Below are 25,127 nucleotides of genomic sequence, written 5' to 3'. Positions count from 1 at the left end.
CCAGCGGCCGCAACACCCCCACCCGAGCCCAGCCCCCAGCCGCGCGGTTCGCCGCCCGCCCGGTGCGCTGACGCCCCGCACCCCTGCGGGGCCGACCCCCGGACGGCGGGGGGCTCAGTGCGCTGCGACCCCTCCGCCCCGCCCACCTGACTCGCCGCCCAGCCTGGACTGCTACCGCCCCGCGGCCCTGCGGGGCTGGCCCCCGGTCGACGGGGGACTCAGTGCACCGCGACCCCCGGCCGAGCCCAGACCCCCACCACACGGCTCGCAGCCCGCCCGGTGTCACGGCTGACCCCAGGCGGCCGGAGGCTCAGCGCGCTCCGACGCCCCCGGCCGAGGTCAGGTCGTCGGTGCCGCTCCGCTGTTGGGCGAGGCGCTCGCGCAGCAGCGGGGTGGGGGCGGCGCTGCGCTTCCATGCCTCCACGACCAGGCTCGACTGCACCGCCTCGGCCTTCCGCACCCACGGCTCGGTACTCAGAAAGCGGTGCAGCGCCTCCTTGGACGGCTGGGTGACGTCCACCAGCAGCTGGTACTCGCCCATCACCTCCGCCGCATACCGCACCAGCGGCGACTCCAGCAGCAGCCGCCCCACCCCCGCGACCTCGTCCGGCCGGGTCCGGATCCAGAGCAGCGCCTCCACCGGCAGCCCCAGCAGCGCCGGCTCCACCGAGGCCCGGATGCTGATCCGGCCGCTGCGCGACAGCGACTCCACCCGCCGCCGGGCGGTCGCCTCCGAGACGCCCGCCAGGGCGGCCAGCTCCTCGTGTGTCCGGCGGCCGTCCTCGGCCAGCGCCTCCAGGATCCGCCACTCCTCCGGGCCGAGCTCCTCGACCGGCGCCGAGACCCCCTCCGGCGGGGCGGGGAACCGGGAGAGGGCGGCGGTCTCCGCCGCGTCCAGGATGCCCGGGTGCCATTCGTGGACCGTACGGAAGTACCGCAGCACCGGCGACACATGCTGCACCGCGATCCCCGGCAGCGCCGGCAGCTCGTCCAGCATGAAGCGGGCCAGCTGCTCCGGCGGGCACTGCACCTCGGCGACGCAGTCCAGCGGCCCGGCCAGCACATAACTGAAGACGGTGTCGCCCCGCAGCGCGGTGGCCACCGCCGCGTCCCGGACGGTGCCCGGCCGGCACTGGAGCCGGACGATCACCGTCTCGCCCCGGCTGATCAGCCCGGTCACGGTGACCAGTCCGGCCTCCAGCAGCCGCGCCCCGCGCCGCGCCACCGTGCGTTCCGGCTCGCCGAGCGCGGAGGCGATCCGGCGCCAGGAGGCCCGGCCGTCGATCTGGAGGGCGGCGACGATGCGCCGGTCGAGGTCGTCCACGGTCACATCGGCTGCCTTCACCCGGCCAGTATCGTCGGCCGGGATGCCGCGACTCCAGCCGGGCCGCCCATGCTCGGCGGGCCCGTACGGAACGGCCTCCGGCGCTTCGTAGACTTGACCCGTGAGCAAAGCACCCCGCCAGTCCTCGACCCCCTCCGCCGACGATCTCCAAACCGGGCTGCGGGAGGTGGAGGCCGAGCTGGCGCGGCGCTGGCCGGAGAACAGACTCGAGCCCTCGCTGGACCGCATCGCGGCGCTGGTGGACATCCTCGGCCAGCCGCAGCGGTCCTACCCGGCGATCCACATCACCGGCACCAACGGCAAGACCTCCACCGCCCGCATGGTCGAGCAGCTGCTGCGCACCTTCGACCTGCGCACCGGCCGCTACACCAGCCCGCATGTGGAGTCCATCACCGAGCGGATCAGCCTGGACGGGGAGCCGATCTCCGAGGACCGGTTCGTGGAGGCCTACCGCGACATCGCCCCCTATGTCTCCATGGTCGACCAGTCGCAGCCCATCCCACTCTCCTTCTTCGAGGTGCTGACCGCCATGGCGTACGCGGCCTTCGCGGACGCACCGGTGGACGTCGCCGTGGTCGAGGTCGGCATGGGCGGGTCCTGGGACGCCACCAATGTCATCGACGCCGCCGTCTCCGTGATCACCCCCATCGGCCTGGACCACACCGACAAGCTGGGCGACACCCCCGGCCGGATCGCGGTGGAGAAGGCCGGGATCATCAAGGAGGGCGCCCTCGCCGTCGTCGCCCAGCAGCCGCTGGACGCCGCCGAGGCCATCCTGCGCCGCGCCGTGGAGGTGAACGCCACCGTGGCCCGCGAGGGCATGGAGTTCGGCGTGGTCCGCCGCGACCTGGCGGTCGGCGGCCAGCTGGTCACCCTGCGCGGCCTGGGCGGCCACACCTACGAGGACCTCTTCCTGCCGCTGCACGGCGCCCACCAGGCGCAGAACGCCGCGCTGGCGCTGGCCGCCGTGGAGTCGTTCTTCGGCGTCGGCACCGCGCACAGCGAGCCGCTGGACGGCGACAAGGTACGGCAGGCGTTCGCCGGCACCAGCTCGCCGGGCCGACTGGAGGTGGTCCGCCGCAGCCCCACCGTGCTGCTGGACGGAGCCCACAACCCGGCCGGTGCGCGGGCCACCGCCGAGGCGGTCAGCGAGTCCTTCGGCTTCACCCGGCTGGTGGGCGTCGTCGGCACCAGCGGCGACAAGGACGTACGCGGGGTGCTGGAGGCGTTCGAGCCGATCCTGGCCGAGGTGGTGGTCACCCGGAACTCCACCCACCGCGCGATGCCGGTCGACGAACTGGCGGCGCTCGCCGTCGAGGTGTTCGGCGCCGACCGGGTGCAGGTGGAGCCGAGGCTGGACGACGCCATCGAGGCCGCCGTCACACTCGCCGAGCAGGAGGGCGACCTCGGCGGGGCCGGTGTGCTGGTGACCGGCTCGGTGATCACCGTCGGCGAGGCCCGCATCCTCCTCGGCCGGAACTGAGAGAGAACCCCCACCCATGCGCATGCTGTGCTCCTCCACCCTGCTGGGCGAGGCACTGGTGATCCTGTTCGCCGCCCTCGTCGCCATGCAGCTCTCCGACGTCCCGCACGGCGCCCTGTGGGCGGTCAGCGGCGCCGCGATGGTGCTCTGCCTGCTGCTCTGCGGCGTGGTCGGCCGCCGTGGCGGCGTGGCCCTCGGCTGGGCGCTCCAGCTCGGGCTGATCGCCGCCGGCGCCGTGGTGCCCATGATGTATGTGCTGGGCGCGGTCTTCGCCGCCCTGTGGTGGTGCTCGGTGCGCTACGGGCGGAGGATCGACGCCATCAAGGCGGCCCGGGCGGCGGCGCAGGTATGACGCCCGGGTAACCTCCTGCCCATACCATCCCTGTCCCGTACGCACCTCTTCCGGAGCCGCCCCGTGTCCCAGCGCACCCTCGTCCTGCTCAAGCCCGACTGCGTCCGCCGCGGTCTGATCGGCGAGATCACCAGCCGCATCGAGCGCAAGGCGGACTGGGCCATCACCGCGCTGGAGCTGCGCACCTTCGACCGGGCCACGCTGGAGCAGCACTACGCCGAGCACCTCGGCCGGCCGTTCTATGAGCCGCTGCTGGAGTTCATGGCCTCCGGCCCGTCGGTGGCCATGATCGTCGAGGGTGAGCGGGTGATCGAGGGCATCCGGGCGCTGGCCGGGGCGACCGACCCGATCGTGGCGGGCCCGGGCACCATCCGTGGCGACTTCGCGACCATCACCCGGGAGAACCTGATCCACGCCTCCGACTCCGAGGCGTCCGCCGAGCGCGAGATCAAGATCTTCTTCCCGGCGCACGCCTGACCCGGACGGCCGGGTCCGCACGGCCCGCCGCCCCGCCCGGCGGCGGGTCGTCGCGGGGCGGTCCCGCCGCCCTGCCCCGGGGTGGTCCGCAGCCCCGGACCACCCCGATGATCTGCTGCGATGATCGTCCGACCGGGAACTGCACGCACCGACACGGCGTCCCAATCCCGTGAGAACACTCCTCGCGCACCGACAATGGGCGGACGGTGTGCGTAGGCGTCCCCAAAGCGGGCGTGGCTACGATGGGGGACGGCTCACGGGCTGCCCGCCCGGTGCGGCGATGCCGGTGACGCAGCACGTCGGCACGGCTGTCCAGCACCGCCTGCCACCCCCACCCTCGAGTTCGGGAAGGCCCCCTGATCCCATGGCGAACAACATGTCGTTCATCGGCCGTGACATGGCTGTCGACCTCGGCACCGCCAACACGCTGGTGTACGTCAGGGGTCGCGGCATCGTCCTCAACGAACCGTCGGTCGTGGCGGTCAACACCAACACCGGCGGCATCCTCGCGGTGGGCGCCGAGGCCAAGAAGATGATCGGCCGCACCCCCGGCAACATCGTCGCCATCCGGCCGCTGAAGGACGGCGTGATCGCCGACTTCGAGATCACCGAGCGGATGCTCCGCTACTTCATCCTCAAGATCCACCGCCGCCGCTACCTGGCCCGCCCCCGGGTCGTGGTCTGCGTCCCCAGCGGCATCACCGGCGTCGAGCGCCGCGCCGTCATCGAGGCGTCCTCGCAGGCCGGTGCGCGCCAGGTGCACATCATCGAGGAGCCGATGGCCGCCGCGATCGGCGCCGGTCTGCCGGTCCACGAGGCCACCGGCAACATGGTGGTCGACATCGGCGGCGGCACCACCGAGGTCGCCGTGATCTCGCTGGGCGGCATCGTCACCGCGCAGTCCATCCGGGTGGCCGGCGACGAACTGGACAACGCCATCGTCCAGCACATCAAGAAGGAGTACTCGCTGCTCCTCGGCGAGCGCAGCGCCGAGCAGATCAAGATGTCCATCGGCTCCGCGTACGGCATGGACGGCGAGAAGGACGAGCACGCCGAGATCCGTGGCCGCGACCTGGTCAGCGGACTGCCCAAGACCGTCGTGATCTCCGCCGCCGAGGTCCGGACGGCCATCGACGAGCCGGTGAACTCGATCATCGACGCGGTGAAGACCACCCTCGACCAGTGCCCGCCCGAGCTGGCCGGCGACATCATGGACCGGGGCATCGTGCTCACCGGCGGCGGCGCCCTGCTGCGCGGCCTGGACGAGCGGCTGCGCCGCGAGACCGGCATGCCGATCCACATCGCCGAGAACCCGCTGGACTCCGTCGCGCTCGGCTCCGGCAAGTGCGTCGAGGAGTTCGAGGCGCTCCAGCAGGTCCTGGACTCGCAGCCGCGTCGTTAGCCAAACCGGCGGCGCCGCGGCCGGGCTCCAGGGCCCGGCCGGCGCCCCGGGCCGACCCCAGAGACGAAGGGCTCGTCCGAGCACCGTGAGGGACACACGAGAGAGCCGGCTGCTGCTCATCCTGCTGGTCGCCATCGCCTTCGCCCTGATCACCGTCGACATCCGGGGCGGCGACGACTCGCCGCTGAACGGCGCCCGCGACGCCGCCTCGACCGTGCTCGGCCCGGTCGAGAACGGCGTCGCCTCCGCCGTCAACCCGGTGGCCGACGGCATCCGGGCGGTCCGCGACGCAGGCTCCCACCAGGACCGGATGCGGCGGCTGGAGCGTCAGAACGCCGTACTCAAGCAGCGCCTGGCCTCCTCCGACATGGCCGGCTCGCGCACCAGGCAGCTGGACAGCCTGCTGAAGACCGCCGGCTCCGGCCAGTACGCCATCAAGGCCGCGCAGGTGATCGCCATAGGAGCGGCCCAGGGCTTCTCCTGGACCATCACCATCGACGCCGGCACCGACGACGGCGTCGCCCGCGACATGACCGTCATCAACGGCGCCGGACTGGTCGGCCGGGTCACCACCGTCGGCCACACCACCGCCACCGTCCTGCTGGCCTCCGACCCCGACTTCACCGTCGGCACCCGCATGGAGGGCAGCGACGAGATCGGCTTCGCCACCGGCCAGGGCACCCGGCCGATAAAGGTGCAGCTGCTCAACGGCCGCGCCCAGGTGAAGAAGGGCGACCGGCTGGTGACCTTCGGCTCGCAGAAGGGCCGCCCCTTCGTCCCGGGCGTCCCGGTCGGCACCGTCACCGAGGTGGAGGCCACCCCGGGCGAACTCACCAAGACCGTCCTGGTCGACCCCTTTGTCTCCTTCACCAAGCTCGACCTGGTGGGCGTGGTCGTCGAGGAGCCCCGCACCGACCCCCGCGACACGGTGCTGCCCCCCAAGCCCAAGCCCGCCGCCTCCCCGGCCGCACCCAAGTCCGTTGCCACGACCACGAGGAAGAAGGGCTGACGATGCGCCTCAACCGCATGCTGCTCCCCACCGTGCTCATCGTGGTGGCCCTGGTCGTCCAGGTCAGCGTGCTGGCCCGGCTCGGGCTCCCGGGCGCCGTCCCCGACCTGCTGCTGCTGGTGGTGGTCGGCCTGGGCCTGGTGTACGGGCCGACCGGCGGCTGCATCGTGGGCTTCGCCGCCGGACTGCTCGCCGATGTCGCCCCGCCCTCCGACCACGCCATCGGCCGCTACGCCCTGGTGCTCTGCATCCTCGGCTACGCGGCCGGACTGGCCCGCCCGGAGAGCCGCAGCCTGCGGTCGGTCACCGGCCCGCTGCTGGTGGTGGCCGTCGCGGCGGTCGCCTCCACGCTGCTCTACGCGGCCGTCGGCGCCCTGGTCGGCGACACCGCCGCCCGCCATGTGGGGCTGGCCGGACTGGTCTTCACCGCCCTGGTGTACGACGTGCTGCTGGCCCCGTTCGTGGTGCCCGCCGTGATGGCGCTCGCCCGGCGCGGCGAGCCGGACCCGATGGTCACCGTCAGCGGCATCGGCCCCGGCGGCTCGGCCGGCGGCTCGGCGATGGGCACCCTCTCCGCCTACGCACGCGGCACCTCCTACGGCGGCGGCAAGCGGAAGGGCCGCCTGTCGGGCCTGGTCAGACGTCCGTGACGGGCGTGACGCCCACCGCCGGAAGCCGTAGCACCCATGTACAGGAGTGTTGAGTGAGCAACATCCCGGAGACCGGCCGCACCCGGCGGGTGACGATCCGTCTGGTGGTGCTCCAGGTCCTCGTGCTGTCCCTGCTGGCGACCCTCGGCGGCCGCCTCTGGTACCTCCAGATCCGCAACGGCCAGGAGTACACCGCCGCCGCCTCGCAGAACCACATCCGCGAGGTGGTGGAGCCCGCCGTGCGCGGCGAGATCCTGGACGCCTCCGGGCGGGTGCTGGCCGGCAACACCACCAAGCTGGTCGTCTCGGTCAGCCGCACCTCGCTGCTCCAGCAGAAGGACGGCGGCCAGGCCGTGCTGGCGCGGCTCGCCGGGGTGCTGTCCATGTCCGAGAAGGACGTCCACGACAAGGTCCGGCTCTGCAACGCGACCACCCCCAAGCCCTGCTGGAACGGTTCCCCGTACCAGCCGATCCCGGTCACCACCGACGCCACCACGCAGCAGGCCATGCAGATAATGGAACGCCGCGAGGACTTCCCCGGAGTCACCGCCCAGCCCACCGCGCTGCGCCAGTACCCCTCCCCGGCGGGCGCCAACGCCGCCCAGATGCTCGGCTACCTCTCGCCGGTCACCGACGAGGAGGTCAAGAAGACCGCGCACAAGACCGGCCGGGAGAAGTACCAGCCCGCCGACCAGATCGGCCGGGCCGGTCTGGAGTCCGTCTACGACGACGACCTGCGCGGCACCAGCGGCGTCAACCGGCTGGAGGTCGACAACCTCGGCCGGGTCATCGGCAGCGCCGGCACCACCCCCGCCGTCTCCGGCAACAACCTGGTGACCAGCATCGACGCCCGGGTGCAGGCGCTGGTGGAGAAGGAGCTGCTGGAGGCCATGCAGGTGGCCCGGAAGACCTGGGACACCGTCACCAACAGCTACTACAAGGCCGACTCCGGCGCCGCCGTCGTGATGGATGTGCGCACCGGCAGGATCATCGCCATGGCCAGCGCGCCCAGCTATGACCCCAACCTCTGGGTCGGCGGCATCTCCGCCAAGGACTACAAGACCCTCACCGACAAGAAGTCCAACTATCCGCTGCTCAACCGCGCCATCCAGGGTCAGTCGGCACCCGGCTCCACCTTCAAGGTCGTCTCCACCTCGGCGGCCGTGCAGGCCGGGTACTCGCTGGACGGGCACTACCTCTGCTCGCCGAGCATGACCATCGGCAACCGGGAGTTCAAGAACTTCGAGGGCGAGAGCTTCGGACCGATCACCCTGGAGAAGGCGCTGGAGGTCTCCTGCGACACCGTCTTCTACGGCCTCGCCTACGACCAGTGGCAGAAGGACGGCGGCACCAGGCCCAAGAAGAAGCCCGCCGACTGGTTCTACCGGACCGCCCACCAGTTCGGCCTCGGCGCCACCACCGGCATCGATCTGCCCAGCGAGGTCCCCGGCCGGGTCCCGGACCGCAAGTGGAAGCAGGACTACTGGGACGCCAACCACGAGGACTGGTGCCGCCAGGCCAAGAGCGGCAAGCACGACTACGCCACCCAGGTCGCCGCGGAGAACTGCGCCGACGGCTATGTGATGCGCGCCGGTGACTCGGTGAACTACTCCATCGGACAGGGCGACACCCTGGTCACCCCCATCCAGATGGCCCGCATCTACTCCGCGCTCGCCAACGGCGGCACCCTCTTCCGGCCCGCCATCGCCAAGGCCGTCGTCGGCCCGGACGGCAAGCTGGTGCGCGAGATCAAGCCCAAGGTCGACGGCAGGCTCCCGGACAACAGGAAGACCCTCCAGTACATCAACCAGGCCACCGCGGGCGTGGTCACCGAGGGCACCGCCGCCTGGAAGTTCACCAGCGCGGGGTGGCCCCAGGACAAGATCGAGCTGCACGCCAAGACCGGTACCGCCGAGGTCGTCGGCAAGCAGACCACCTCCTGGCTGGACACCTACAGCGACGACTACGCGGTGGTCATGACCATCTCCCAGGGCGGTACCGGCTCCGGCGGTTCGGGTGACGCCATCCGCAAGATCTACGAGGGCCTGTACGGCGTCAAGGACGGCAAGGTCGACCCCAAGCTGGCGCTGCTGCCCAAGCCGCAGTCCACGCTGCCGAAGTTCAACGCCGACGGCAGCGCGGTCGTCAAGACCGCCGACACCGACACCGCCCCCGGCAAGGCCCCCACCCCCGGCAAGGCCCCCACCGCCGACACCGCCCCCGCCCTCGCACCCGCCGGAGGCATCTTCACCACCGCCTCGGGCCCGTTGGAGAGCACGGCGCTGCCCCCGGACCGCAACGCCCTGTGGGCCGACCCCCGCCAGCTCAGGAGGCTCGCATGAGCGGCCTGTCCTCCTCGTACCGCACCGTGCGGCTCGCCCCCCGCCGCAACGCCCTGCAACGGCTGCTGGACCGCGACTCGCCGGTCCGCCGGATGGACTGGGTGCTGGTGCTCTGCGCCCTGGCGCTCTCCCTCGGCAGCTCGCTGCTGGTCTGGTCGGCCACCCGCAACCGCACCGACCTCAACCACGGCGACCCGCAGTACTTCCTGCTGCGGCACCTGCTGAACACCGTGATCGGCATCGGCTTCTTCGCCGTGATCATCGGAATAGGGCATCGCCGACTGCGCACCGCCGTGCCGTTCCTCTATGTGCTGTCGCTGCTGGTGCTGCTCACCGTGCTGACCCCGCTCGGCGCCACCATCAACGGCAACCGCAACTGGATCGTGCTGGGCGGCGGCTTCTCCGTCCAGCCGTCCGAGTTCGCCAAGATCACCATCGTGCTGGGGATGGCGGTGCTGCTCTCCGCCCGGGTGGACGCCGGCGAGCGGGAGACACCCGACCACCGCACCGTCATCCAGGCGCTGCTGCTGGCCGCGATCCCGATGGGCATCATCATGCTGATGCCCGACCTGGGCTCGGTGATGGTGATGGTGGTCATCGTGCTCGGCGTACTGCTGGCCTCCGGCGCCCCCAACCGCTGGGTGCTCGGGCTGATCTCGGCCGGGGTCGCCGGTGCGCTGGCGGTGTGGAAGTTCAAGCTGCTGAGCCAGTACCAGATCGACCGCTTCGCCGCCTTCGCCAACCCCGCCCTGGACCCGGCCGGCGTCGGCTACAACACCAACCAGGCCAGGATCGCCATCGGCTCGGGCGGCCTGCTGGGCAAGGGCCTCTTCCACGGCACCCAGACCACCGGCCAGTTCGTGCCGGAGCAGCAGACCGACTTCATCTTCACGGTGGCGGGGGAGGAGCTGGGCTTCGTCGGCGCCGGGCTGATCCTGGTGCTGCTGGGCGTGGTCATGTGGCGGGCCTGCCGGGTCGCCCGCCAGGCCGGTGACCTGTACGGGACCGTGGTGGCGGCGGGCATCGTCGCCTGGTTCGCCTTCCAGGCGTTCGAGAACGTCGGCATGACGCTCGGCATCATGCCGGTGGCGGGCCTGCCGCTGCCGTTCGTCAGCTACGGCGGCTCCTCGATGTTCGCCGTCTGGATGGGCATCGGACTGCTCCAGTCGGTCCGGATGCAGCGGCCCCTCTCCGCCTAGCCATGGTGTAGCCGCCCCCCGTCAGGTGCCGTCCGCACCTGACGGGGCAGGCGCAGGGCATGACCGGCACGGTGCAGGAGATCGAGCGCAAGTACGAGACCGCCGGCGGCACCCCCGCGCTGCCCCCGCTGGACGGCATCGAGGGCGTCGCCGAGGTCGCCGACGGCCCCACCGCCACCCTGGACGCCACCTACTACGACACCGCCGACCTGCGGCTCGTCACCCACGGCAGCACACTGCGCCGCCGGACCGGCGGCGGTGACGCGGGCTGGCACCTCAAGCTGCCGGTCGGCCCCGACACCCGCGAGGAGATCCGGCTGCCGCTCGGTACGGGCACCGAGGTGCCGCCGCAGCTGGCCGCCCTGGTCCGGGCCCGTACCCGGGGCCGCCCGCTGCTGCCGGTGGTCCGCCTGGTCAGCGTGCGCGAGGTGCGGCTGCTGCGGGACGCCGAGGGGCGGACCCTCGCCGAGGTCGCCTGGGACCGGGTCACCGCCCACCGCATCGACCGATCGGCTCCCGAGGTGGCCGCCCCGGTGGAGTGGGCCGAGGTGGAGGTGGAACTGGCCGAGGCCGACCCCGCGTTCCTGGACACCGTGGAACGGCAGCTCGCCGCCGCCGGCCTGCACCGCGGCGCCGCCGCCTCCAAGCTCGCCAGGGTCCTGGGCATCGGCCCGGCCCCCGCCGCGGCGGTCCTCGGCCGCCGGACCACCGCCGGGGACGCCGTCCTCCGCTACCTCGCCGAGCACACCGAGCAGCTCACCGCCCTGGACGCCGCCGTCCGCCGCGACCGGCCGGACGCGGTGCACCGGATGCGGGTCTCCACCCGGCGGCTGCGCAGCACCCTGAAGACCTTCCGCACCGTGCTGGACCGCCGCGCCACCGAGTGGCTCGCCGAGGAGCTGAAGTGGCTCGGCGCCGAACTGGGCGCCGAACGGGACCGCGAGGTGCTCACCGAGCGGCTGGACACCCGGGTCGCCGAACTCCCGGACGCACTGGTCGTCGGCCCCGTCCCGGCCCGGCTGCGGATCCGGGCGGTACGCCGCCGCGCCGAGACCGGCGCCGCACTCCAGGCGGCGCTGGACAGCCCCCGCTACCTCGCCCTGCTGGACGCCCTGGACGCGCTGGCGGGCCGGCCGCCGCTGCTGCCCGCCGCCCACCGCCCGGCCGCCCGGGTGCTGTCCCGGGCGGTGCGGCGCGACTGGCGGCGGCTGGCCCGCCGGATGGAGGTCGCCCTGGCAGCCCCGCCGGGCCACCAGCGCGATCTGCTGCTGCATGAGGCGCGCAAGGCCGCCAAACGCGCCCGGTACGCGGCCGAGGCCGCCCGGCCGGTGCTGGGCAGGCCCGCAAAGCGGTTCGGCGCCCGGCTGAAGGCCATGCAGCAACTGCTCGGCGAGCACCAGGACAGCGTGGTCGCCCGCACCGCCCTGCGGGAGCTGGCCGCGCAGGCCGACGCGGCGGGCGAGTCCGCCTTCAGCTACGGGCTGCTGCACCAGGTCGAGCACGACCGCGCCGCCACGGCCGAGCGGCAGCTGCCCCGCGCCTGGCGCCGCGCCTCCCGGCGGCGGCTGCGCCGGCGGCACACGGGCTGATCCCCCGACCGCTCCGGCGTGGCGTACCCTCGGGCCGCGTTACTCTTGGGGGTCACCCTGCTCACGTCACGAAAGACCTGTGTCTGATGCCTGTCGAGTCGGTCTTCCCACGCCTGGAGGCCCTCCTCCCGCACGTCCAGAAGCCGATCCAGTACGTCGGCGGCGAGCTCAACTCGACCGTCAAGGACTGGGACGCCTGTGACGTGCGCTGGGCTCTGATGTACCCGGACGCCTATGAGGTGGGGCTGCCCAACCAGGGCGTCATGATCCTTTACGAGGTCCTCAACGAGCGCGAGGGCGTGCTCGCCGAGCGCACCTACAGCGTCTGGCCCGACCTGGAAGCGCTGATGCGGGAGCACGGCGTGCCGCAGTTCACCGTGGACGCGCACCGGCCGGTGAAGGCGTTCGACGTCTTCGGCCTCAGCTTCTCCACCGAGCTGGGCTACACCAATATGCTGACCGCGCTCGACCTGGCCGGCATCCCGCTGGAGGCCAGGGACCGCACCCTGGACGACCCGATCGTGGTGGCCGGCGGCCACGCCGCCTTCAACCCGGAGCCGATCGCCGACTTCCTGGACTGCGCGGTGGTCGGCGACGGCGAGCAGGCCGTGCTGGACATCACGGAGATCGTCCGCGCCTGGAAGGCCGAGGGCCGCCCCGGCGGGCGCGAGGAGGTGCTGCTGCGGCTGGCCAGGACCGGCAGCGTGTACGTGCCCAGGTTCTACGACGTCGAGTACCTGCCGGACGGCCGGATCGGCCGCGTGGTGCCCAACACCCACGGCGTGCCGTGGCGGGTCTCCAAGCACACCGTGATGGACCTGGACGAGTGGCCCTACCCCAAGCAGCCGCTGGTGCCGCTGGCCGAGACCGTGCATGAGCGGATGTCCGTGGAGATCTTCCGCGGCTGCACCCGGGGCTGCCGCTTCTGCCAGGCCGGTATGATCACCCGCCCGGTGCGGGAGCGCAGCATCACCGGCATCGGCGAGATGGTGGAGAAGGGCCTCAAGGCGACCGGCTTCGAGGAGGTCGGCCTGCTCTCCCTCTCCTCCGCCGACCACACCGAGATCGGCGAGATCGCCAAGGGCCTCGCCGACCGCTACACCGACGACAAGGTCGGCCTGTCGCTGCCCTCCACCCGGGTCGACGCCTTCAATATCGACCTGGCCAACGAGCTCACCCGCAACGGCCGCCGCTCCGGTCTCACCTTCGCCCCCGAGGGCGGCAGCGAGCGCATCCGCAAGGTGATCAACAAGATGGTGTCGGAGGAGGACCTCATCCGCACCGTCGCCACCGCCTACGGCAACGGCTGGCGCCAGGTGAAGCTGTACTTCATGTGCGGCCTCCCCACCGAGACCGACGAGGACGTGCTCCAGATCGCCGAGATGGCGAAGAACGTCATCGCCAAGGGCCGCGAGGTCACCGGGCAGAACGACATCCGCTGCACCGTGTCCATCGGCGGCTTCGTACCCAAGCCGCACACCCCCTTCCAGTGGGCCCCGCAGCTGGGCGTGGAGGAGACCGACGCCCGGCTGGCCAAGCTGCGCGACGCCATCCGGAGCGACCGCAAGTACGGCAAGAACATCGGCTTCCGCTACCACGACGGCAAGCCCGGCATCGTCGAGGGCCTGCTCTCGCGCGGCGACCGCCGCATCGGCAAGGTCATCCGCGCCGTCTACGAGGACGGCGGCCGCTTCGACGGCTGGCGCGAGCACTTCTCCTACGACCGCTGGATGGACTGCGCCGACAAGGCCCTCGCCGAGTTCGGCGTGGACGTCGACTGGTACACCACCCGCGAGCGCGGCCACGAGGAGGTCCTGCCCTGGGACCACCTGGACTCCGGCCTGGACAAGGACTGGCTCTGGGAGGACTGGCAGGACGCCCTGGAGGAGGTCGAGGTCGACGACTGCCGCTGGACCCCGTGCTTCGACTGCGGCGTCTGCCCCCAGATGGACACCCAGATCCAGATCGGCCCCACCGGCAAGAAGCTGCTCCCGCTGACCGTGGTCAACCAGTAGGGGTCGCCGGTCTGGCGGCGGTCGCCGAGTACCGGTGCCGTCAGAGCGGGCGCACGGTGACCCGCTTGCCGGGGACGCCGAGGTGGTCGAGCAGGTGCTGGAGATCCTCGGGGTCGGAGGTGGGAACCTCCGCCCCGAGGGCCGAGGCGAGCAGGGCCACCGCCCCGTCCACCGTGTCCACGGTGCCCGCGCGCCCCAGCAGTTCTCCGACCGCACGCGCGGACTCGTCGCCGAGGGGGGCGATGTCACACCCCTTGAGCAGCTGGGCCACCCGTGCCTGGCGGGTGCCGTCCCGCCACACCTGCGCGACCACGGCGGCGGGTACCACCGGGGTGCCTCCGGCGAGCAGATAGGCCCGGTGGGCCCGCCAGACCGCGACCGAACCGCGCTCGGCGGCGATGAGCGCCCCCGCGTCGTACACCATCGGGCGAAGCATGCCGATGCCCCCGTTCCTCGCTCGTCCTGTCCGGTTCAGCTCGGGCCGGTTCAGCTCAGGCCGCGCCGGATGCGCTGTCCGCCGCCTCGTGCTGCGGCCGGGTGACCGACTCCATGACCGCGTCCACCCATGCCTGCTGCTCGGGCGTGGGGGGACCGATCTCCGCGAGGACCTCCTCGGCAGCGGCGAGACCGGCCTGGATCTTCGCGGCCCGCTCGGCAGCCCGCGACAGCCAGGCCGAGACACTCAGGCCCTCGCGCTCGGCTGCTGCCCTGGCGTCCGCCAGGGTCTCGGAGGGAATGGTGATGGTGACCCGCTCCAGGCTCATACCGGCGATCTTATTGCGGTGGGCCGACTGCCGGGGCCGGTCCGGCCGGACTTCACCCGCACGGGTGTCACCTGGCGCTTGACCAGGGGTGGCCGAGCCGGACGCCCCAGCCGGACGCGCCCATGGACGCGGGCCGGAACGGGCCGCGTACGCTTGGGGGTGTAAGAGTCCGGTCCGTGAGGGTCGGGCACGGCCGACTGACGAGGGACTGAACGACACTGGCACGCCGTATGCCCGAAGGCCCGCCGCCCGCTCCGGCGGTGCAGCGCATCCGGCTGCGCTACACCAAGCGCGGCCGTCTCCGGTTCACCAGCCACCGTGACTTCCAGCGGGCCTTTGAGCGGGCACTGCGGCGGTCGGCGGTCCCGATGGCCTATTCGGCGGGTTTCACCCCGCACCCGAAGGTCTCGTATGCCAACGCCGCACCCACCGGTGTCGCCAGCGAGGCCGAGTACCTGGAGATCGCACTCACCCAGGCCAGGGACCCGGAGCAACTGCGGGCCCAGCTGGACGAGTCGCTCCCCGACGGCCTGGACGTGGTGGACGCGGTCGAGGTGCACACCTCGAACTTCGCCGACCAGTTGCAGGCCTCGGTGTGGCAGATCCGGCTGGAGGGTGTCACCTCCGAGGAGGCGGCCGAGGCCGCTGCGGTGTTCCTCGCGGCGGAGAGCGTCGCGGTGGAGCGCCTCACCAAGAACGGCGTCCGCACCTTCGACGCGCGCGGTGCGGTGGCCTCCCTGGAGGTCGTCGACCCGCAGGTGGCGGCAGGGGGCACGGTACCGCCGGACGGCGGTGCCGATGTTCGGCCGGGTCGGGCCTGTGCGATACTGCGCCTGGTAGTGCGGCATGCCACACCCGCCGTACGACCTGACGACGTCCTGTCCGGTCTTCGTGCGACGGCCGACCTCGCGCCGCCGGTCCCCGCAGAGGTGACCAGGCTGGCGCAGGGGCCGATCGACGGGGAGTCCGGCACGGTGACCGACCCGCTGGCGCCCGACCGCGCCGCTGCCCCGGCCGTCCTACCCTCGACCGCCGGGCCGCGCGCCGCCGCGACCGCCTAGCGTCGGCCCCGCCGCTCAGCCGAGTGCGCGAGCGTCGTCAACGAGGGACCTGGCCCCCTCGCCCCGCCACCGGGGCAGGCGGGGCCCCTCCGCACCCGAGCGCCGGGCGCGGAGAACCCTCCTCCCGCCGCGGCCACCGGCCGACAGGACGCGAGGAGAGGTCCCGGCCCCAGGGAGCCACCCGGGGTTGGGGACCGTGCACTTTGAGAAGACTGGTCAGACCAGAAGACTTTCGGCCGCCCGCACAGGCGGGCGCCGAGTGAGACAACGCGCCCCCGTGCGGCCCCGCGCCCGCATGGCGGCACCGTGAGCCGACAGGCAGTGGATCTGCCGGCACCGGTGCCCTGCCGTGCCCGGTCCCGGAGCCCGGGGGCCTGACGGGAGATACGCCCGCATGCTCGAGATCAACGAGCCGCAGGGTGCGGCGCCGGACGGCACTGCCGACGGCACCGCATCGGCGGCCTCTGCGGAGGCCGCTGTGAACCGTGAAGCCGCGCACGAGGAGTCGGCCGCCGCGCCGCCGCGCCGCCGCCGGCGTGCCGTGTCGCGCCCGGCCGGACCTCCGCAGGGAGCCGAGGCCACGGCCGAGGCCCCGGCCCAGCCGGAGGCTGCCGCCCCGGCCGTGGAGCAGGCGGAGCAGGCCGTGGAGGCCGTGGAGAAGCCCAAGCGCGTGCGTCGTACGCGGAAGAAGGCCGAGGTGGCGCCGGAGCCGGTCGCCGCCGAGCCGGAGGCCCCCGCCGAGCCGGAGGCTGCCGCCCCGGTCGCGGAGCAGGCGGAGCAGGCCGTGGAGGCCGTGGAGAAGCCCAAGCGCGTGCGCCGTACGCGGAAGAAGGCGGAGGTGGCGCCGGAGCCGGTCGCCGCCGAGCCGGAGGCCCCCGCCCCGGTCGCCGAGGAGCCCGCCGCCGAGGAGCCGGAGGAGGAGCAGGCCGCCGAGGCCGAGACCGCCGCCGAGCCGCAGCCCGAGCCCGAGCCGGGGCACCGGACCCGCCGCCGGGTGGTGCGCCCGCCCACCGCGATCTTCCAGCCCCCGGTCTTCCAGGAGCCCGCAGCCCCGATCGCGCCGCCGCGCGACCGCGACCATGACGAGGAGGAGGCCGAGGAGGCCGACCAGAGCGGCCGCCGCCGCCGTCGCCGCCGTGCCTCAGCTCCGGCCGGCCCGGCCGTGTCGGAGGAGGCCGTCGCCGAGCTGCAGGCCGAGCCGGAGGCCGCCGAGGACGAGGCCGCCCACGAGGAGGAGGCCGAGACCCACGACGCCGAGCACGGCGAGGACGACGGCCGTCCGTCGCGCCGCCGCCGGCGTGGTGGCCGCCGCCGCCGTCGCGGGGACGCCGAGGACCGCGCCGACGAGGACCACGACGAGCACCAGGACGACTCCGCCGAGGAGTCGGCCCAGGAGCAGGACGAGGACGACGACGAGGACGATCTGGCCGCCGGCCTGGCCTCCTCCCGCCGCCGTCGCCGCCGTCGCCGCCGCAGCGGGGACACCGGCCCGGACCTGGACGCCGCGGGCACCGACGACCCCGAGCGCACCGTGGTCAAGGTCCGCGAGCCGCGCAAGAAGGCGTCGCACGAGCCCGCCTTCGACCCGGACGAGGTGCAGTCCATCAAGGGCTCCACCCGCCTGGAGGCCAAGAAGCAGCGCCGCCGCGAGGGCCGTGAGCTGGGCCGCCGCCGGGTGCCGATCATCACCGAGGCCGAGTTCCTGGCCCGCCGCGAGTCGGTGGAGCGCGTGATGGTGGTCCGGCAGAGCGGCGAGCGCACCCAGATCGGCGTCCTGGAGGACGGCGTCCTGGTCGAGCACTACGTCAACAAGGAGCAGGCCACCAGCTACGTCGGCAACGTCTACCTGGGCAAGGTCCAGAATGTGCTGCCGTCGATGGAGGCCGCCTTCGTCGACATCGGCAAGGGCCGCAACGCGGTCCTCTACGCCGGCGAGGTCAACTTCGAGAGCCTGGGCGGCCATGGCGGCCCGCGCCGCATCGAGTCGGTGCTCAAGTCCGGCCAGCCGGTGCTGGTGCAGGTCACCAAGGACCCGATCGGCCACAAGGGCGCCCGCCTGACCAGCCAGGTCTCGCTGCCCGGCCGCTACCTGGTGTACGTGCCCGAGGGCTCGATGACCGGCATCAGCCGCAAGCTGCCCGACACCGAGCGCACCCGGCTGAAGCAGATCCTCAAGAAGATCGTCCCCGACGACGCGGGCGTGATCGTGCGCACCGCCGCTGAGGGCGCCAGCGAGGAGGAGCTGACCCGGGACGTCCAGCGGCTCCAGTCGCAGTGGGAGGACATCCAGAAGCGGGCCTCCGGCGGCAACGCCCCGACGCTGCTCTACGGCGAGCCGGACATGACCGTCCGGGTGGTCCGCGACATCTTCAACGAGGACTTCAAGAAGGTCATCGTCCAGGGCGACGACGCCTGGTCGACCATCCACGAGTACGTCAGCCATGTCGCCCCCGACCTCGCCGACCGGCTCCAGCGGTGGACCTCGGACGTCGACGTCTTCGCGACGTACCGGATCGACGAGCAGCTGATGAAGGCGCTGGACCGCAAGGTCTGGCTGCCCAGCGGCGGTTCGCTGGTCATCGACCGCACCGAGGCGATGGTCGTGGTCGACGTCAACACCGGGAAGTTCACCGGCCAGGGCGGCAACCTGGAGGAGACGGTCACCAGGAACAACCTGGAGGCGGCCGAGGAGATCGTCCGCCAGCTGCGGCTGCGCGACCTCGGCGGCATCATCGTGATCGACTTCATCGACATGGTGCTGGAGTCCAACCGCGACCTGGTGCTGCGGCGCCTGCTGGAGTGCCTGGGCCGCGACCGCACCAAGCACCAGGTGGCCGAGGTCACCTCGCTGGGCCTGGTGCAGATGACCCGCAAGCGGGTGGGCCAGGGCCTGCTGGAGTCCTTCTCCGAGCAGTGCGTGCACTGCAATGGCCGTGGCGTCATCGTGCACATGGACCAGCCGTCCACCTCCGGCGGTGGCGGCGGCACCTCGGGTGGCGCCGCCAAGCGCCGCCGCCGGGGCAAGGGCGGCGCGGGCGCGGGCGACGAGCAGCACGTCCACGAGCTTGAGCATGTGCAGGAGCCGGAGGAGCCCGAGGAGGCCGCCGAGCCGGTCGCCCCGGAGCCCTTGGAGGCCCCGGCCGCGCCCGAGCCCGAGCCCGCCGTGGCGCAGGCCCCGGAGCCGGCACCCGAGCAGGCCCCGGCGGAGCCGCAGCCGGTCAGCCTGGTGGAGCTGCCCCCGGCCCCGGCGCCGGGCGGCCGTACCCGCCGCCGCGCGGTCCGCAAGGCCACCGCTCCGGCCGGTCCGCCGGTGGAGGCGGAGGCCGCGGTGCTGGTGCTGCCGGCCCGTACGCCGGACGGCGAGGCGGCGCAGGCAGCCGTGGCTCCGGCCCCGGTGGCTGCCCCCGAGCCGGTCGTCCCCGAGCCGGCGATCTCCGAGCCGGTGGTCTCCGAGCCGGTGGTCTCCGAGCCGGTCGCCGCCGACGGTGCCGTGGCGGCCCCGGTGGCGGACGGCGAGCCCGAGGTGGAGGCGCCCCGCAAGCGCGCCGCCCGCAAGACGGCCGCCAAGAAGACCACGGCGGCCAAGAAGACCACCGCGGCGAAGAAGACCACCACCCGCAAGACCGCCACCAAGCGGACCACCGCGGCCAAGAAGACGGCCGCGTCGGCGGAGGGCGAGCCCTCCGCCCCGGTGGCCGAGTAGCACCCGACCGGGCCTCCCCGCCCCCGCGCCTCCCCGCCTTCGGGCGGTGGGGCGCGCGGCGGGGAGGCCCGGTTTGCTCGCCGGAGAGCCGGTCCGTATTGTTGACCCTCGGCGTGTCTGCGCCATGCTCCCGAGCATCCACCTCCCGGCAGCGGCCGGGGGAGGCCCTCCTGTGTACTCGCCAGGAAGGCTGGCATCGGGGGTTCGACCGAGTGAAGGAAAGTAGGTTCCGCGTGTACGCGATCGTTCGCGCCGGCGGCCGCCAGCACAAGGTCGCCGTCGGCGACGTGCTGGAGATCGACCGCGTTGATGTCAAGCCCGGTGACTCGGTCGAGCTCTCGACCATCCTGGTCGTGGACGGCGACGCCGTCACCAGCGACCCGTGGGTCCTGGCCGGCATCAAGGTCAGCGCCGAGGTTGTCGACCACACCAAGGGCGACAAGATCACCATCCTGAAGTACAAGAACAAGACCGGTTACCGCAAGCGGATGGGTCACCGCCAGAAGCACACCGCGGTCCGCATCACCGGCATCGACACCGCGAAGTAAGGGGCAGGGAGACATGGCACACAAGAAGGGCGCTAGCTCTACCCGCAACGGCCGCGACTCGAACGCCCAGCGCCTCGGCGTGAAGCGCTTCGGCGGCCAGGTCGTCAACGCCGGCGAGATCATCGTCCGCCAGCGCGGCACCCACTTCCACCCGGGTGCCAACGTCGGGCGCGGTGGCGACGACACGCTGTTCGCGCTGACCGCCGGTGCCGTCGAGTTCGGTACCCGCCGCGGCCGTCGCGTGGTCAACATCGTCGCCGCCGGCGAGTGACCGACGTCTGACGCAGTTTTGTGAAGGGTGGACCGGAATGCCCGGTCCACCCTTCCTGTTTCCTCATTGACCTGTATCGACTGTATTGACTGTTTTCCCATCCCTGGAGGCACTTCCCATGACCACCTTCGTGGACCGCGTCGAGCTGCATGTCGCCGCGGGTAACGGGGGCCACGGCTGTGCCTCCGTGCACCGGGAGAAGTTCAAGCCGCTCGGCGGCCCGGACGGCGGCAACGGCGGCCGGGGCGGCGATGTGACGCTGGTGGTCGACACCAATGTCACCACCCTGCTCGACTACCACCACGCGCCGCACCGCAAGGCCACCAACGGCAAGCCCGGCGCCGGCGGCCACCGCTCCGGCGCCGACGGCCAGGACCTGGTGCTGCCGGTGCCCGACGGCACCGTCGTCATGGACGCCCACGGCGAGGTGCTGGCCGACCTGGTCGGCCATGGCACCGTGTTCGTGGCCGCGGCCGGCGGTCGCGGCGGCCTCGGCAACGCCGCCCTCGCCTCCGCCCGCCGCAAGGCCCCCGGCTTCGCACTGCTGGGCGAGCCCGGTGACGTCCGCGACATCGTGCTGGAGCTCAAGACCGTCGCCGACGTGGCCCTGGTCGGCTACCCCAGCGCCGGCAAGTCGTCGCTGATCTCGGTCCTCTCCGCCGCCAAGCCGAAGATCGCCGACTACCCCTTCACCACCCTGGTCCCCAACCTGGGCGTGGTCACCGCCGGCGAGGTGGTCTACACCGTCGCCGATGTGCCCGGCCTCATCCCGGGCGCCAGCGAGGGCCGCGGCCTCGGCCTGGAGTTCCTGCGCCATGTCGAGCGGTGCGCCGCCCTGGTGCACGTACTGGACTGCGCCACCCTGGAGCCCGGCCGCGACCCGCTCTCCGACCTGGAGACCATCGAGGCCGAACTGGCGGCGTACGGCGGCCTGGAGGACCGGCCCCGGCTGGTCGCCCTCAACAAGACCGACGTGCCCGACGGCCAGGACCTCGCCGACATCGTCCGCGCCGACCTGGAGGCCCGGGGCCACCGCGTCTTCGAGGTCTCCGCCGCCTCCCGCAGGGGCCTGCGCGAGCTCTCCTTCGCCATGGCCGGACTGGTCGCCGAGGCGCGCGCCGCCAAGCCGGTCCAGGAGGCCACCCGCATCGTGCTGCGGCCTAAGGCCGTGGACGACGCCGGGTTCACCGTCACCGTCGAGGACGACCTCTTCCGGGTGCGCGGCTCCAAGCCCGAGCGCTGGGTGCGGCAGACGGACTTCGCCAACGACGAGGCCGTCGGCTACCTCGCCGACCGGCTGGCCCGCCTCGGTGTCGAGGAGCAGCTGTGGAAGGCCGGCGCCAAGCCGGGCGCCGAGGTCGTCATCGGCCCCGACGAGAACGCGGTGGTCTTCGACTGGGAGCCCACCATGGCCACCGGCGCCGAGATGCTCGGCCGCCGAGGCGAGGACCACCGCTTCCAGACCCAGCGTCCGGCCGTCGACCGGCGCCGCGAGCGGGGCCGTGGCGGGGACGAGGCCGAGGCCGAGTACGCCGCCTTCGACCCGCTCTCCTCCGGCCGCGACCACGGCGGCGACCACGGCGGGGACGACGACGCCTGACCCGGGGCGCCCGTCCGGGGAGCGGAACACCGGGCGGGCCGCACGGCGGGATCGCGTAGATTGCGGAGCGGCGGGCGCCTCGGGCGCCCGCCGGACCAGCGGATCTGCGTGGGAGCGAGGGTGTGGCGGTGGCCTCAGCGGCAGCGGGGGACGGGCACGGCGAGGGACACCTGCGGGAGGACGTCCTGCGGGCCCGGCGGATCGTGGTGAAGGTGGGGTCCTCCTCGCTCACCACCGCCGCCGGCGGCTTGGACGCCGACCGGGTCGACGCCCTGGTCGACGTGGTCACCAAGGCCCGTACGCCACGCGGCGGCGACGAGGCGCCCAATGAGGTGGTGCTGGTCTCCTCCGGCGCCATCGCCGCCGGCCTGGCGCCGCTGGGGCTCACCCGGCGGCCCCGCGACCTGGCCCGCCAGCAGGCCGCCGCCAGCGTCGGCCAGGGACTGCTGGTGGCCCGCTACACGGCCTCCTTCGCCCGCCATGGCGTCCGGGTCGGCCAGGTGCTGCTGACCGCCGAGGACGCCAGCCGCCGGGCGCACTACCGCAATGCCTACCGCACCCTGGAGCAGTTGCTGGCGATGGGCGCGGTGCCGATCGTCAACGAGAACGACACCGTCGCCACCGCCGAGATCAAGTTCGGCGACAACGACCGGCTGGCCGCCCTGGTCGCCCATCTGGTCCGCGCCGACCTGCTGGTGCTGCTCTCCGATGTGGACGGCCTGTACGACGGCGACCCCAGCCGCCCCGGCAGCAGCCGGATCGCGGAGGTGCACGGCCCGCACGACCTGGCGGGCATCGAGATCGGCAGCTCCGGCAAGGCCGGTGTGGGCACCGGCGGCATGGTGACCAAGGTGGAGGCCGCCCGGATCGCCACCGGCGCCGGCATCCCGGTGGTGCTGACCGCCGCCAGCCAGGCCGCCGACGCGCTGGCCGGACGACCGACCGGAACCCTCTTCCACCGCACCGGCCGACGCACCGCCGACCGCCTGCTCTGGCTGGCGCACGCCAGTAGTCCGCGCGGGGCGCTCACCCTGGACGCGGGCGCCGTGAAGGCGGTGGTCGAGCGGCGCAAGTCCCTGCTGCCGGCCGGCCTGACGGGCGTCGACGGCGATTTCGCTGCGGGCGATCCGGTGGACCTTCTTGACGAAAACGGCCACATCGTGGCGCGTGGGCTGGTCAACTTTGATGCGAGGGAGTTGCCCCGCCTGCTGGGCCGGTCCACCCACGACCTGGCCCGGGAGCTGGGTCCCGCGTACGAGCGCGAGGTCGTCCACCGCGACGACCTGGTGGTACTGCGCGGCTGAGACGCGGGGGGAGCAGGGGTGAGGAGCGGGCCCGGGGGCGGTCGGGTCCGGAGACGACATCGCCGGACAGGAGGCCCCCGGTGGGACGCAGGCGCCAGGAAACGCTGCCCGGAGGATCCGTGGGACGGGTGCTGACCAGCATCGACGGCGGTCTGGAGGGAGGGGCGGCGGAGCATGGACGGCACACCGCCCCTGCGGTGGCGCCCGAGCAGGGCCGACTCTGGCATGTGGTGCTGAGCGTGGCCGGCCGCTCCACCCCGCTCGCCGAGCTGCGCAGCGGCCTGGAGCAGCTGGCCCATGACCACCCCTTCCTGCTCACCGCCCGGTACGCGGCCGACCATGCCGAGGTCCGCTACTGGGAGCAGGCCCGCGACCTGCATGACGCCGCCGCCATGGCGCTGCGCCTCTGGGGGGAGCACCGGGCCAGCGCGCAGTTGCCGCCGTGGGAGATCGTCGGGCTGGAGGTGGTGGACCGGGCGACCTACCACCAGCGGGTCTCCGAGGGGTACGGCGAGGCGCCGGCCTTCCTGGGCGGGGTCCACCCGTATTGAATGCGTGGTGAACGGGGGTTCCCCGGCTGCCCCGCCCGCCGGTCCGGCGTCTCACCCGTCGGAAATGCGGCGGCCCGGCCGGTCCGGGTCAGTACCCTTCCGGTATGAGCAGCGCTGACGCCTTCGCCACCGACTCGCCCGTCCTCGCCACCGCGCGCCGCGCCCGGGAGGCGGCCGCCGTGCTCGCCCCGGTGCCGCGCTCGGCCAAGGACGCCGCGCTGCTGGCCGTCGCGGACGCGCTGGAGGCCCGTACGGCGGAGATCACCGCCGCCAACGCCGAGGATGTCGCCCGGGCCCGCGAGGCCGGCACCGCCGATTCGGTGGTGGACCGGCTGACGCTGACCCCCGAGCGGATCGCGGCCATCGCCTCCGACGTCCGCGATGTGGTCGGGCTGCCGGACCCGGTGGGCGAGGTGGTGCGCGGCTACACCCTCCCCAATGGGCTGGACGTCCGCCAGGTGCGGGTGCCGCTCGGGGTGGTCGGCATCATCTACGAGGCGCGGCCCAATGTGACCGTGGACGCCGCCGCGCTCTGCCTGAAGTCCGGCAACGCGGTGCTGCTGCGGGGTTCGTCGTCGGCCTACCGCTCCAACACCAAGCTGGTGGAGGTGGTGCGCGACGCGGTCGCCGCCGCCGGGCTGCCCGCCGACAGCGTCCAGCTGGTGCCGGGGGAGAGCCGGGACTCGGTCAAGGAGCTGATGCGCGCCCGTGGCCTGGTCGATGTGCTGATCCCGCGCGGCGGGGCCTCGCTGATCCGTACGGTGGTGGAGGAGTCCACCGTCCCGGTGATCGAGACCGGCACCGGCAACTGCCATGTCTATGTGGACGCCCAGGCCGACCTGAGGATGGCGGTCGAGATCCTGCTCAACTCCAAGGCGCAGCGGGTGAGCGTCTGCAACAGCGCCGAGACGCTGCTGGTGCACCGGGACATCGCCGACGCCTTCCTGCCGCTCGCGCTGGACGCCCTCGCCGGGGCCGGGGTGACCGTGCACGGCGATGCGGCGGTGGCCGAGGCGGCGCGGCTCCACGGCGGACCGGCGGTGGTGGTGGCCGCCACCGACCAGGACTGGGAGACCGAGTACCTCTCGCATGACATCGCGGCGGCCGTGGTGGACTCGCTGGAGGACGCGGTGGCCCACATCCGGCGCTGGTCGTCCGGCCACACCGAGGTCATCGTCACCTCCTCGCAGCCGGCGGCCCGCCGCTTCACCCAGTTGGTGGACTCCACCACGGTCGCGGTCAACGCCTCCACCCGCTTCACCGACGGCGGCCAGTTCGGCTTCGGCGCCGAGATCGGCATCTCGACCCAGAAGCTGCACGCCCGGGGGCCGATGGGCCTGCCGGAGCTGACCTCCACCAAGTACATCCTCACCGGCGACGGCCACATCCGGGGCTGACCCGGGGTCGGGCCGAGGCCGGGCCGGGGCCGGGCCGGGGCCGGGGTCCGGCGGGGTGTCCGGTT

General features: G+C 73.1%; 21 protein-coding genes. 18 read left to right on the top strand and 3 right to left on the bottom strand.

Annotated elements, in window-relative coordinates:
- Positions 1-310: 310 nt before the first annotated feature.
- Positions 311-1,345: an Lrp/AsnC family transcriptional regulator gene (locus tag C7M71_RS08980; protein ID WP_175607607.1), complete on the bottom strand. Its 1,035-nt coding sequence runs from the start codon at positions 1,343-1,345 to the stop codon at positions 311-313.
- Between the two features lie 100 nt (positions 1,346-1,445).
- Here C7M71_RS08980 and folC point away from each other — a divergent pair, with 100 nt between their 5' ends.
- The 10 genes from folC (at position 1,446) to C7M71_RS08930 (ending at position 13,863) form a co-directional block, all read left to right on the top strand.
- Positions 1,446-2,828, top strand: coding sequence for a bifunctional tetrahydrofolate synthase/dihydrofolate synthase (gene folC / locus C7M71_RS08975; protein WP_111493385.1), 1,383 nt, complete (start codon positions 1,446-1,448; stop codon positions 2,826-2,828).
- A gap of 16 nt (positions 2,829-2,844) precedes the next feature.
- Positions 2,845-3,180, top strand: coding sequence for a DUF4233 domain-containing protein (locus C7M71_RS08970; protein ID WP_111493383.1), 336 nt, complete (start codon positions 2,845-2,847; stop codon positions 3,178-3,180).
- A gap of 63 nt (positions 3,181-3,243) precedes the next feature.
- Complete coding sequence (gene ndk / locus C7M71_RS08965) at positions 3,244-3,657, top strand: nucleoside-diphosphate kinase (protein ID WP_111493381.1); 414 nt, start codon at positions 3,244-3,246, stop codon at positions 3,655-3,657.
- A 376-nt stretch (positions 3,658-4,033) separates the two neighbouring features.
- The gene (locus tag C7M71_RS08960; protein WP_111493389.1) at positions 4,034-5,059 is read left to right on the top strand and encodes a rod shape-determining protein; all 1,026 of its coding nucleotides are present in this window, start codon (positions 4,034-4,036) and stop codon (positions 5,057-5,059) included.
- 85 nt (positions 5,060-5,144) lie between these two features.
- Positions 5,145-6,068, top strand: coding sequence for a rod shape-determining protein MreC (mreC, locus tag C7M71_RS08955; RefSeq protein ID WP_114914271.1), 924 nt, complete (start codon positions 5,145-5,147; stop codon positions 6,066-6,068).
- 2 nt (positions 6,069-6,070) lie between these two features.
- On the top strand, positions 6,071-6,718 hold the full coding sequence (mreD, locus tag C7M71_RS08950) for a rod shape-determining protein MreD (RefSeq protein WP_111493377.1): 648 nt from the start codon (positions 6,071-6,073) through the stop codon (positions 6,716-6,718).
- Positions 6,719-6,771: 53 nt separating this feature from the next.
- Positions 6,772-9,060 carry a penicillin-binding protein 2 gene (mrdA, locus tag C7M71_RS08945; protein ID WP_114914270.1) on the top strand — a complete coding sequence of 763 codons (2,289 nt, stop codon included), beginning with the start codon at positions 6,772-6,774 and terminating at the stop codon, positions 9,058-9,060.
- The gene (gene rodA, locus C7M71_RS08940; protein ID WP_111495380.1) at positions 9,057-10,259 is read left to right on the top strand and encodes a rod shape-determining protein RodA; all 1,203 of its coding nucleotides are present in this window, start codon (positions 9,057-9,059) and stop codon (positions 10,257-10,259) included. Before mrdA ends, rodA begins: the two co-directional genes overlap by 4 nt.
- Positions 10,260-10,318: 59 nt before the next feature.
- On the top strand, positions 10,319-11,848 hold the full coding sequence (locus C7M71_RS08935; protein ID WP_114914269.1) for a CYTH and CHAD domain-containing protein: 1,530 nt from the start codon (positions 10,319-10,321) through the stop codon (positions 11,846-11,848).
- An 86-nt stretch (positions 11,849-11,934) separates the two neighbouring features.
- Positions 11,935-13,863, top strand: a complete 1,929-nt coding sequence (locus tag C7M71_RS08930) for a TIGR03960 family B12-binding radical SAM protein (protein WP_111494041.1) — start codon at positions 11,935-11,937, stop codon at positions 13,861-13,863.
- 40 nt (positions 13,864-13,903) lie between these two features.
- Here C7M71_RS08930 and C7M71_RS08925 read toward each other — a convergent pair whose 3' ends face one another.
- A complete protein-coding gene (locus tag C7M71_RS08925; protein ID WP_111494039.1) occupies positions 13,904-14,299 on the bottom strand; it encodes a twitching motility protein PilT in 396 nt (131 codons plus the stop codon).
- Positions 14,300-14,354: 55 nt separating this feature from the next.
- Positions 14,355-14,627: a hypothetical protein gene (locus C7M71_RS08920; RefSeq protein ID WP_111494037.1), complete on the bottom strand. Its 273-nt coding sequence runs from the start codon at positions 14,625-14,627 to the stop codon at positions 14,355-14,357.
- A gap of 260 nt (positions 14,628-14,887) precedes the next feature.
- On the opposite strand from C7M71_RS08920, the gene C7M71_RS08915 reads away from it, so the two are divergent.
- From C7M71_RS08915 to C7M71_RS08880, 8 genes are all read left to right on the top strand, one after another.
- Entirely contained in the window at positions 14,888-15,688 is an 801-nt protein-coding gene (locus C7M71_RS08915) for a TIGR03936 family radical SAM-associated protein (protein ID WP_111494043.1), read from the top strand.
- 394 nt (positions 15,689-16,082) lie between these two features.
- Entirely contained in the window at positions 16,083-19,391 is a 3,309-nt protein-coding gene (locus tag C7M71_RS08910; protein ID WP_114914268.1) for an Rne/Rng family ribonuclease, read from the top strand.
- A 233-nt stretch (positions 19,392-19,624) separates the two neighbouring features.
- Positions 19,625-19,939, top strand: coding sequence for a 50S ribosomal protein L21 (gene rplU, locus C7M71_RS08905; protein WP_111493455.1), 315 nt, complete (start codon positions 19,625-19,627; stop codon positions 19,937-19,939).
- 13 nt (positions 19,940-19,952) lie between these two features.
- On the top strand, positions 19,953-20,210 hold the full coding sequence (gene rpmA / locus C7M71_RS08900; protein ID WP_111493453.1) for a 50S ribosomal protein L27: 258 nt from the start codon (positions 19,953-19,955) through the stop codon (positions 20,208-20,210).
- Positions 20,211-20,328: 118 nt separating this feature from the next.
- Positions 20,329-21,810: a GTPase ObgE gene (obgE, locus tag C7M71_RS08895; protein ID WP_111493451.1), complete on the top strand. Its 1,482-nt coding sequence runs from the start codon at positions 20,329-20,331 to the stop codon at positions 21,808-21,810.
- A gap of 122 nt (positions 21,811-21,932) precedes the next feature.
- The gene (gene proB, locus C7M71_RS08890) at positions 21,933-23,114 is read left to right on the top strand and encodes a glutamate 5-kinase (RefSeq protein ID WP_229758622.1); all 1,182 of its coding nucleotides are present in this window, start codon (positions 21,933-21,935) and stop codon (positions 23,112-23,114) included.
- 80 nt (positions 23,115-23,194) lie between these two features.
- A complete protein-coding gene (locus tag C7M71_RS08885) occupies positions 23,195-23,665 on the top strand; it encodes a hypothetical protein (protein WP_111493449.1) in 471 nt (156 codons plus the stop codon).
- Between the two features lie 104 nt (positions 23,666-23,769).
- Entirely contained in the window at positions 23,770-25,062 is a 1,293-nt protein-coding gene (locus C7M71_RS08880; protein WP_111493447.1) for a glutamate-5-semialdehyde dehydrogenase, read from the top strand.
- Positions 25,063-25,127 lie beyond the last annotated feature (65 nt).

Origin of the sequence: Peterkaempfera bronchialis, from assembly GCF_003258605.2 — a bacterium.
GTDB lineage: Bacteria > Actinomycetota > Actinomycetes > Streptomycetales > Streptomycetaceae > Peterkaempfera > Peterkaempfera bronchialis.
The sequence above is the reverse complement of the archived record's forward strand: the minus strand, read 5'-3'. Positions and strand labels throughout refer to the sequence as shown.

What these genes read in the sequence shown, in the direction of transcription:
- C7M71_RS08920 (WP_111494037.1), bottom strand. Translation starts at nt 14,627, where the DNA reads ATGAGCCTGGAGCGGGTCACCATCACCATTCCCTCCGAGACCCTGGCG.
- C7M71_RS08960 (WP_111493389.1), top strand. Translation starts at nt 4,034, where the DNA reads ATGTCGTTCATCGGCCGTGACATGGCTGTCGACCTCGGCACCGCCAAC.
- C7M71_RS08880 (WP_111493447.1), top strand. Translation starts at nt 23,770, where the DNA reads ATGAGCAGCGCTGACGCCTTCGCCACCGACTCGCCCGTCCTCGCCACC.
- C7M71_RS08970 (WP_111493383.1), top strand. Translation starts at nt 2,845, where the DNA reads ATGCGCATGCTGTGCTCCTCCACCCTGCTGGGCGAGGCACTGGTGATC.
- C7M71_RS08910 (WP_114914268.1), top strand. Translation starts at nt 16,083, where the DNA reads ATGCTCGAGATCAACGAGCCGCAGGGTGCGGCGCCGGACGGCACTGCC.
- C7M71_RS08930 (WP_111494041.1), top strand. Translation starts at nt 11,935, where the DNA reads ATGCCTGTCGAGTCGGTCTTCCCACGCCTGGAGGCCCTCCTCCCGCAC.
- mreD (WP_111493377.1), top strand. Translation starts at nt 6,071, where the DNA reads ATGCGCCTCAACCGCATGCTGCTCCCCACCGTGCTCATCGTGGTGGCC.
- rodA (WP_111495380.1), top strand. Translation starts at nt 9,057, where the DNA reads ATGAGCGGCCTGTCCTCCTCGTACCGCACCGTGCGGCTCGCCCCCCGC.
- C7M71_RS08935 (WP_114914269.1), top strand. Translation starts at nt 10,319, where the DNA reads ATGACCGGCACGGTGCAGGAGATCGAGCGCAAGTACGAGACCGCCGGC.
- C7M71_RS08925 (WP_111494039.1), bottom strand. Translation starts at nt 14,299, where the DNA reads ATGCTTCGCCCGATGGTGTACGACGCGGGGGCGCTCATCGCCGCCGAG.
- rpmA (WP_111493453.1), top strand. Translation starts at nt 19,953, where the DNA reads ATGGCACACAAGAAGGGCGCTAGCTCTACCCGCAACGGCCGCGACTCG.
- obgE (WP_111493451.1), top strand. Translation starts at nt 20,329, where the DNA reads ATGACCACCTTCGTGGACCGCGTCGAGCTGCATGTCGCCGCGGGTAAC.